Origin of the sequence: Nocardiopsis protaetiae (genome assembly GCF_045446735.1) — a bacterium.
GTDB classification, from domain to species: domain Bacteria; phylum Actinomycetota; class Actinomycetes; order Streptosporangiales; family Streptosporangiaceae; genus Nocardiopsis; species Nocardiopsis protaetiae.
Genome location: NZ_JBJJBV010000304.1, coordinates 1 through 7,507 on the forward strand (window position 1 = coordinate 1; position 7,507 = coordinate 7,507).

Sequence of the window (7,507 nt, forward strand, 5' to 3'; positions counted from 1 at the left end):
GCCATGGGTCTGGTTTACCGGTTCGGGCCCTCGCCCGGGGGGCGAGTGCCCGAACCGTGATCAAAACCCAGAACAGGCCCTAGACCGGGCGGCGGGCCGGGGTGGAGGTGGCCGCCGCCGCGGCGCGGACCGCGCTGGCCGCGGACACCTCGCCGAGCAGGCCCGGCGCGGCCACCGCGTCGCCCGCCAGGTACACGCCCTCGCCCCGGTCGATCGCCGGACGGTCCCGCCAGGTGGTCCCCGGCAGGTCCAGCGCCCCGGTGCGCCCCTTGGCGACCTGGTCGCGGCGCCAGGTCACCCGGCCGCGCCAGTCCGGCAGCGCCAGGTCCAGGAACCGCTCCAGCCGGTCGGTCACCGCCGCCCGCGACTCCCCGGGCCGCACCGGGATCTGCGCCTGCACCAGCTCCTCGCCCTCCGGGGCGAGCGTGCGGTCCACCCGCGTGTACCGCTCGATGAACCCGCACTCGTCGGCGTCGAACACCGCGAACGGGTCCCGCCCCCGGCGCAGCCCCAGGTCCACCAGCAGCGCGTGCCCGCTCTCCCACTCCAGCGACGGGTCGCCCAGCAGCGCGCGGGCCGACGCCAGGGAGGTCGCCACGATCACCGGCCGGTCCCCGGGCAGCGCGTCCACCCGCGACCCCGTCTCGATCCGCACACCCATCTCCCGGGCCCGCCGGGCCATCCGGTCGATCAGCGCGGTCCACCCGCCGACGATGTACAGCGGCGCCGGCCGCCGCGGCGACAGCACCCGCAGGAACCTCTCCCACACGAACTCCGCCGACAGCCGCGACGGGTCGTGGTCGAACAGCGCCACCCCCATGTAGTTCGCGGCCACCCGCGCCGACCTCTCGCCCAGGTGCTCGCGCGCCCAGGACCCGAAGTCGCGGTCGTGCGGGGCGCGCAGCCGCCGGCGCACCGCCGCGCCCAGCAGCGCGGGGGACAGCGCCGACCGGATCCTGCCGTCCTCGCGCATCCTCACCTGGGAGACCGCCGACAGCGGGAACCGGTGGTGGGGCGGGATCAGGCCCCGGTCGCGCAGCCACAGCGCGGTGAACCCGTCCCCGTACAGCACGTGCGGCCCCTCGTTGGCCACGTACGGCGGATCGGTCGCCCGGGCCCGACCGCCCGGGGTGGAGTGGGCTTCGTACAGGGTCACGGTGGCGCCGCTCTCGGCACCGGCGATGGCCGCGGTCAGACCGGCGAGGCCACCGCCCACAACGGTGAGTTCCATACCCCCTAGGACGGATCGGGCAGCCGCAGGCGTGACATCTTGTCGGGGTTGGCCACCACGTACACGTTCCGGACCCGGTCGCCGTCCACGTCCAGGACGATCGCGGTGATCACCCGGCCCGCGGCGATGCCGAGCACGGCCGGGGACCCGTTGACCTCGTCGACCTCCACCCGGATGTCCTCGGGCTCCACCCCGACCGACGCCAGGAACTTGTCGAAGCTGTTCGGCATCGCCAGCAGGAAGCGGCCGACCTTGTCCGAGCCCAGCAGCACCCGCAGCGGCGCCCGCGCCTTGCCGCCGCCGTCCCCGACCAGGGTGGCGTCGTCGGCGAGCATGCCCTTGAGCCCCTCCAGGTCGCCCTCCATGCACGCCTGGAGGAAGCGTTCGGTGATGCGCCGCCGCGCCGACCGGTCCGCCTCGAACCGGGGGCGGCGTTCGCGCACGTGGTCGCGGGCCCGCCGGGACAGCTGCCGGGTTGCGGCCTCGCTGCGCCCGATGATCTCGGCGATCTCCGCGTACGGCATCTGGAAGGCCTCGCGGAGCACGAACACCGCGCGCTCCAGCGGGCTGAGCGTCTCCAGCACGACCAGCAGCGCGAACTCCACGGTGTCGGCGAGCTCGGCCCGGTCGGCGCCGCCGGGCAGGTCGCTCACGGGTTCGGGCAGCCACTCGCCCACGTAGGACTCCCGGCGGGCGCGGGCGCTGCGCAGCCGGTCGATGGCCAGCCGCGAGACGATGGTGACGAGGTAGGCGCGCGGGTCCTCGACCTTGGCGCGGTCGGCGCCGGCCCAGCGCGGCCACGCCTCCTGGACCACGTCCTCGGCGTCGGAGGCGGTGCCCAGGATCCGGTAGGCGACCCCGGTCAGCACGGAACGGTGGGCTTCGAAGACACCGGCGGCGTCGGAGGTATCGGTCGTCATGACACAGAAGACGTACCACGCACCCCGGGATGTGACACCTGCCGGGAGGATGATTCCGTGGGGTCCGTACCCGAGGGGTCGCCCCCGCGGGGACGGCCCCGCGGGGACCCGGAACGGAACGAGGGGTGGAACGAGGGGTGGAACGAGGGGTGGAGCGGATGTACCGATTGCGGCCCTGGGAGCCGGGCGACGCCGAACGCCTGCTGTCGGCCTTCGCCGAACCCGAGCTGGCCTGGCAGGCCCCGGAGGTCCCCGCCACCACGGCGGAGGCGCTGGCCTGGATCGACCGGCGGCGGGCGGCGGCCGAGGCGGGCGACGCGTTCGGGTTCGCCGTCACGGACGGGTCCGGTGCGGCGCTGGGGCACGTGCAGGTGTCGGTGACCAGCCGCGCCCACGACCTGGGCTGGGTGTCCTACTGGGTGCACGCCGACGCCCGCGGGCGCGGGGCGGCCACGGCGGCGGCCCGGCTGGCCGCCGGGTACGCCTTCGCGGAGACCGACCTGTTCCGGCTGGAACTGGGGCACCGGCTCAACAACCCGGCCTCCTGCCTGGTGGCGCGGCGGGCGGGTTTCCGGCCGGAGGGGATCGAGCGGCAGAAGCTGCACTACGGGGACGAGCGCTTCGACACCGGCACGCACGCCCGGCTGCGCACGGACGCGGAGTCCGGGGTCTCGCTCACCGTTTGCGGTTCCTGAGCGGATCGGTGGGGCGAAGCGCTTCGACGCCGAGGCGCACGCCGGGCCGCGCACGGATGCGGAGTCCTGGGTCTCGCCGGTGCCTTCCGGCGCCTGACCGGAACGGCCGGCGGGGTGTGCCCGGGGTGAAGCGCTTCGATGCCGCAGGTGAAGCGCTTCGACAGCGCGAGTGAAGCGTTTCGACAGTGAGGGCGAAGCGCTTCGACAACGGGGGTGAAGCGGTTCGACGCCGGGCCGCGCGCGGACGCGGTGCCCGGGAGTACGGCCGGTGGCCGCGGGTCCGGGCACACGAACGGCGCGGGCCGGGTGCAGGCCGGACCGCGCCGGTGTTCAAGCGGTGAATCTGTTCGCACGAGGGCGGGGTGTGCCGATCGTCCCCGCCCCCGGCCGCAGGACCGTGACTAGTCCAGGGCCACGATGCCCGAGGTGGACTCGTTGGAGATCACGTTGCAGCCGTCGAAGCTGATCAGGGAGAAGCTGATGACGTCGGCGCAGATCGGCACGGTGATGTTCTGGATGTCGGCGTTGTTGTCCGCCGCGGCGGGGGCGGTCATCGCGCCGAAGGCGAGGCCGGTGGCGAGAACGAGGCCGGAGATGGAGGCGAAGCGCTTCATGATGCGGGTCCTTTTCGGTTACGGGTGTGAAGGTCGTGTTCGGTGGGACGGTGCCGTCCCGGGGCGGCCGCCGCGAGGGCTGCCGGGGCCCACTAGCCGGCGACGATGCCGGAGGTGGAGTCCCAGCTGACGACGTTGCAGCCGTCGGCGCTGACGCCCGCGGCCTGGAGAACGTCCACGCACACCGGGATGGTGATGTTCTGGACGTTGGCGTTGTTGTCGGCCGCGGCGGTGCCGGTCATCGCGCCGAAGGCGAGGCCGGTGGCCAGGACGAGGCCGGAGATCTTGGCGATGCGGGTCATCGTGCATACCTTTCGGAAGCTCATAACGGGGTGGCTGTAGCCGCCGGAAATAACTTAGCGTAGTCATTCGCATGCCCGGAGTACTTCACGGGAAGAATCCAGAGTTTCTTCGAGCTTTTCTCGGGTTCTTATCCGACATGAAGGACATGTCAGAAGCCCGCTCCCCCGCCCGCGTTACAGAACCGAGAGCTCCGCCCGCCCTCACCCGCCCCCTACGTGCCCCACCGGCCCACCGGTCCCACCTGCCCCCGCACCCCCGCCGGCCCCGCGCCCCGCCACCGCGCACACGAAGGGGGCCCGTGCGGTCCACCGCACGGGCCCCCTTCGCAGACCCCTCACCGAGGGGCCGGGGTCACCAGCCCTGCTGCTGGCCGTACCCCGGGTACTGCTGCCCGTAGCCGGGCTGCTGCTGGCCGTACCCCGGCTGCTGCCCGTAGCCCGGGTACTGCTGCTGGTCATATCCCGGGTACTGCTGCTGCTGACCGTAACCCGGCTGCTGTCCGTAACCCGCGTACGGGTCCTGCTGCTGGGCACCGGTGTGCTGCGGGTAGGCCTGCTGCTGGCCGGACGGCTCCGGCTGCTGCGCCTCCTGCTGCTGCGCGGCGTCCTTCGACTTGGCATCCGGGTCCGGCCGGAAGATGAACATACGGGTCGGCTTGTCCTTCTCGCCGTCCTCACCCGGGGTGATCAGGTCCAGCCGCCAGCCGGCCTCCTCGATCCCCTCCAGAATGCGGGTCAGGCCCGGGCGCAGCTTGCTGGAAGCCTCGTCGTACGCGTTGATCTCCAGCTGGATGATGAACATCCGGCGCTTCTGCTGCGCAGCCACCTTGGCGTGCTCGACGACCGTGCTGTCCCTCACGACCTGTGTGACGCTCATGAATAACCGTACCCATCTGCTCTGTTGGAGCCGTCAGTACCCGTCGGGCTGCTACCCGGTCATCCGCGTCCAACCGTGGCGGGACTCCGCCGGGTTCCGCCACCCATCATGCCTTCTATGGGACCATCTGGCCACAGAAGTGCCGAAGCGGCCGCTCTGAGCGGCCGCCCCGGCGTTCAGCGGGCGGCGGCGCGGACGGCCTCGACGACGGGCGTCTCACCGTTCAGAAGACTGAGAACCCTCCCGACCGTCCCCGGTTCGTCCAACAGGGCGACGATCACGGCGGCCACGTCGTCCCGGGTCACCGAGTCGAGGTCGGAGTCCTCGCCCAGGGCCACCCGGCCGGTGCCGGGCCCGTCCGTGAGGCGCCCCGGGCGCAGGATCGTCCAGTCCAGCTCCAGGGTGCGTTCGCGCAGGTCGTCGTCGGCCGCCCGCTTGGCCTCCACGTAGGCGGCCCACACCTCGTCGCTGTCGGGCGGCAGCGGGTTGTCCACGCCGATGGCGGAGACCTGGATCAGGCGGCGCACCCCGGCCAGCGAGGCGGCGTCGGCGGTCAGCACCGAGGCCTTGTGGTCGACGGTCTCCTTGCGGGCGGCCCCGCTGCCCGGCCCGGCGCCGGCGGCGAACACCACGGCGTCGGCGTTCATGACCTTCTCCGTCAGCTCGGTGACGGTGGCCTTCTCCAGGTCGATCAGCACGGGCTCGGCGCCCGCGTCGACGACGTCCTGCGAGTGGTCGGGATTGCGGATGAGGGCGACGGGCTCGTCCCCGCGCGCGGCCAGCAACCTGGCCAGCCGCAGCGCGATCTTCCCGTGTCCCCCGGCGATGACGATACGCATACCGGCACCCTAAACCCGGGCCCCGCCGCCACGGTGCTCCCGCCGCCCGGTCGTGCGCCACACCTCCGCCGGGGAATGCGCCTGGCCGTATCCCCGCGCGGTGTCGGTCCACCCGCCCCGCCAGGGAACGCCGGACACCGCCGCCCGGGGTGTTCCGCACGCCGGGGAATGCGCCTGGCCGTGTCTCCGCTCGGGCCGGTCCACCCGCCCCGCCAGGGAACGCCGGGCGGCATCGGCCGGAGTGCCCCGCGCGGCGGGGTCCGGCCGCGCCCGGCCGGGGACACGGACGGCCCGCCCCCGCCGGGAGGCGGGGACGGGCCGGGACCTGCCGCAGGTCGCGTTCGGCCGGGCGCACCGGCCGCGGGCCGGGCTCAGGTGCCGGTCACTCGACGGTCCAGGTGTCCCCTCCCGCGAGCAGGTCCGACAGCTCCCCGTCCCCGCGCTCGGCGCGGGCGTCGGCGATCTGCTCGTTGACCAGGTCGTCGTAGGTGGGGCGGCGCACGTCCCGGAACACCCCGATCGGCACGTGCTCGAACGCCGGGCGGTCCAGCCGCGACAGCGCGAACGCGTACCCCGGGTCCTCCCGGTGCGCGTCGTGGCGGATCAGCCGGTCCTCACCCGCCGACGCCGCGTCCACCACCTCCAGGCCGCCGTACTCCCCGGCGACCACGCCCCGGCCGTCGCCCAGCAGCAGCGGCTCGCCGTGCTCCAGCCGCAGCAGCCGGGCGTCCCTGGCCCCCGGGTCCTTCAACGGCTCGAACGCGTCGTCGTTGAAGATCGGGCAGTTCTGGTACACCTCCACGAACGACGCCCCCGGGTGCTCGGCCGCCGCCCGCAGCACCGACGTCAGGTGCTTGCGGTCGGAGTCGACCGACCGCGCCACGAACGTCGCCTCCGCGCCCAGCGCCAGCGACACCGGGTTGAACGGGTGGTCCAGCGACCCCACCGGCGACGACTTGGTGATCTTGCCCGCCTCGGAGGTGGGCGAGTACTGCCCCTTGGTCAGCCCGTAGATCCGGTTGTTGAACAGCAGCACGTTGATGTTCACGTTGCGGCGCAGCGCGTGGATCAGGTGGTTGCCGCCGATCGACAGCCCGTCGCCGTCACCGGTGATCACCCACACCGACAGGTCGGGGCGGCTGGTGGCCAGGCCGGTGGCGACCGCCGGGGCGCGGCCGTGGATCGAGTGGACCCCGTAGGTGCTCAGGTAGTACGGGAACCGGGAGGAGCAGCCGATCCCCGACACGATCACGATGTTCTCGCGCGGCACCCCCAGCTGGGGCAGGAACGACTGGAACGCGGCGAGGATCGCGTAGTCCCCGCACCCCGGGCACCAGCGCACCTCCTGGTCGGACTTGAAGTCCTTCATCTTGTAGGCGGTGTCGGTCTTGGGCACCAGCCGGAGCCCCGCGAAGCCGCCGTCCCCATGGCCGTCGCCGGGGCCGTTCCCGTGAACGTGCCCGGTGCCGTGCCCCGTTGCGTGCTCAGTCACGGTCGATGACCTCCTGAAGCGCTCCCGCCAGCTCCTCCGCCTTGAACGGCAGGCCGCGGACCTTGTTGTAACCGATGACGTCGACCAGGAACCGGCCGCGCAGCAGCAGGGCCAGCTGGCCCAGGTTGATCTCCGGCACCACCACCCGGTCGTAGCGGGCCAGCACCTCGCCCAGGTTCGCCGGGAACGGGTTGAGGTGGCGCAGGTGCGCCTGCGCCACCCGCCGCCCGGTGCGCCGGACCCGGCGCACCCCCGCGGTGATCGACCCGTAGGTGCCGCCCCAGCCCAGGACCAGCACCCGCGCCTCGCCGCCCGGGTCGTCCACCTCCAGTTCGGGGATGTCCCGGGCGATGGCGTCCACCTTGGCCTGCCGGGTGCGCACCATCAGGTCGTGGTTGGCGGGGGTGTAGGAGATGTCCCCGGACTCGGCGTGCTTCTCGATGCCGCCGATCCGGTGCTCCAGCCCGGCGGTGCCCGGCACCGCCCACGGCCGGGCCAGGGTGTCCTCGTCGCGCAGGTACGGCAGGAACGCCCCGT

General features: G+C 73.2%; 8 protein-coding genes and 1 pseudogene. 1 reads left to right on the forward strand and 8 read right to left on the reverse strand.

All coding sequences use genetic code 11. The annotated features are described in order from the left end of the window. Positions 1–79: 79 nt before the first annotated feature. Both ACJOT3_RS29935 and ACJOT3_RS29940 read right to left on the reverse strand, forming a co-directional pair. Positions 80–1,231 carry an FAD-dependent oxidoreductase gene (locus ACJOT3_RS29935; RefSeq protein WP_406976489.1) on the reverse strand — a complete coding sequence of 384 codons (1,152 nt, stop codon included), beginning with the start codon at positions 1,229–1,231 and terminating at the stop codon, positions 80–82. A 5-nt stretch (positions 1,232–1,236) separates the two neighbouring features. After that, on the reverse strand, positions 1,237–2,151 hold the full coding sequence (locus ACJOT3_RS29940; RefSeq protein WP_406976490.1) for an RNA polymerase sigma-70 factor: 915 nt from the start codon (positions 2,149–2,151) through the stop codon (positions 1,237–1,239). 158 nt (positions 2,152–2,309) lie between these two features. Between ACJOT3_RS29940 and ACJOT3_RS29945 the strand changes: the two genes are divergently transcribed. After that, the gene (locus tag ACJOT3_RS29945) at positions 2,310–2,846 is read left to right on the forward strand and encodes a GNAT family N-acetyltransferase (protein WP_406976496.1); all 537 of its coding nucleotides are present in this window, start codon (positions 2,310–2,312) and stop codon (positions 2,844–2,846) included. A gap of 401 nt (positions 2,847–3,247) precedes the next feature. Here ACJOT3_RS29945 and ACJOT3_RS29950 read toward each other — a convergent pair whose 3' ends face one another. The 6 genes and pseudogenes from ACJOT3_RS29950 to ACJOT3_RS29975 form a co-directional block, all read right to left on the reverse strand. Further along, on the reverse strand, positions 3,248–3,460 hold the full coding sequence (locus ACJOT3_RS29950) for a hypothetical protein (RefSeq protein ID WP_406976491.1): 213 nt from the start codon (positions 3,458–3,460) through the stop codon (positions 3,248–3,250). Positions 3,461–3,552: 92 nt separating this feature from the next. Beyond that, positions 3,553–3,762, reverse strand: a complete 210-nt coding sequence (locus ACJOT3_RS29955; RefSeq protein WP_406976492.1) for a hypothetical protein — start codon at positions 3,760–3,762, stop codon at positions 3,553–3,555. Positions 3,763–4,114: 352 nt separating this feature from the next. Then, positions 4,115–4,639 carry a hypothetical protein gene (locus ACJOT3_RS29960; protein WP_406976493.1) on the reverse strand — a complete coding sequence of 175 codons (525 nt, stop codon included), beginning with the start codon at positions 4,637–4,639 and terminating at the stop codon, positions 4,115–4,117. A 176-nt stretch (positions 4,640–4,815) separates the two neighbouring features. Beyond that, positions 4,816–5,478 carry an NAD(P)H-binding protein gene (locus ACJOT3_RS29965; RefSeq protein WP_406976494.1) on the reverse strand — a complete coding sequence of 221 codons (663 nt, stop codon included), beginning with the start codon at positions 5,476–5,478 and terminating at the stop codon, positions 4,816–4,818. Positions 5,479–5,860: 382 nt separating this feature from the next. Further along, positions 5,861–6,970 (reverse strand): 2-oxoacid:ferredoxin oxidoreductase subunit beta, encoded by a 1,110-nt coding sequence (locus tag ACJOT3_RS29970; RefSeq protein WP_406976495.1) that lies wholly within the window; start codon positions 6,968–6,970, stop codon positions 5,861–5,863. Next, positions 6,963–7,507 (reverse strand): annotated as a pseudogene (locus ACJOT3_RS29975) (2-oxoacid:acceptor oxidoreductase subunit alpha); the annotation flags it as partial. The gene ACJOT3_RS29970 and the pseudogene ACJOT3_RS29975, both read right to left, overlap by 8 nt.

Excerpts from the sequence above, each read along its gene's own strand:
- ACJOT3_RS29960 (WP_406976493.1), bottom strand. The coding sequence starts at position 4,639 with ATGAGCGTCACACAGGTCGTGAGGGACAGCACGGTCGTCGAGCACGCC.
- ACJOT3_RS29945 (WP_406976496.1), top strand. The coding sequence starts at position 2,310 with ATGTACCGATTGCGGCCCTGGGAGCCGGGCGACGCCGAACGCCTGCTG.
- ACJOT3_RS29965 (WP_406976494.1), bottom strand. The coding sequence starts at position 5,478 with ATGCGTATCGTCATCGCCGGGGGACACGGGAAGATCGCGCTGCGGCTG.
- ACJOT3_RS29955 (WP_406976492.1), bottom strand. The coding sequence starts at position 3,762 with ATGACCCGCATCGCCAAGATCTCCGGCCTCGTCCTGGCCACCGGCCTC.
- ACJOT3_RS29950 (WP_406976491.1), bottom strand. The coding sequence starts at position 3,460 with ATGAAGCGCTTCGCCTCCATCTCCGGCCTCGTTCTCGCCACCGGCCTC.
- ACJOT3_RS29935 (WP_406976489.1), bottom strand. The coding sequence starts at position 1,231 with ATGGAACTCACCGTTGTGGGCGGTGGCCTCGCCGGTCTGACCGCGGCC.
- ACJOT3_RS29940 (WP_406976490.1), bottom strand. The coding sequence starts at position 2,151 with ATGACGACCGATACCTCCGACGCCGCCGGTGTCTTCGAAGCCCACCGT.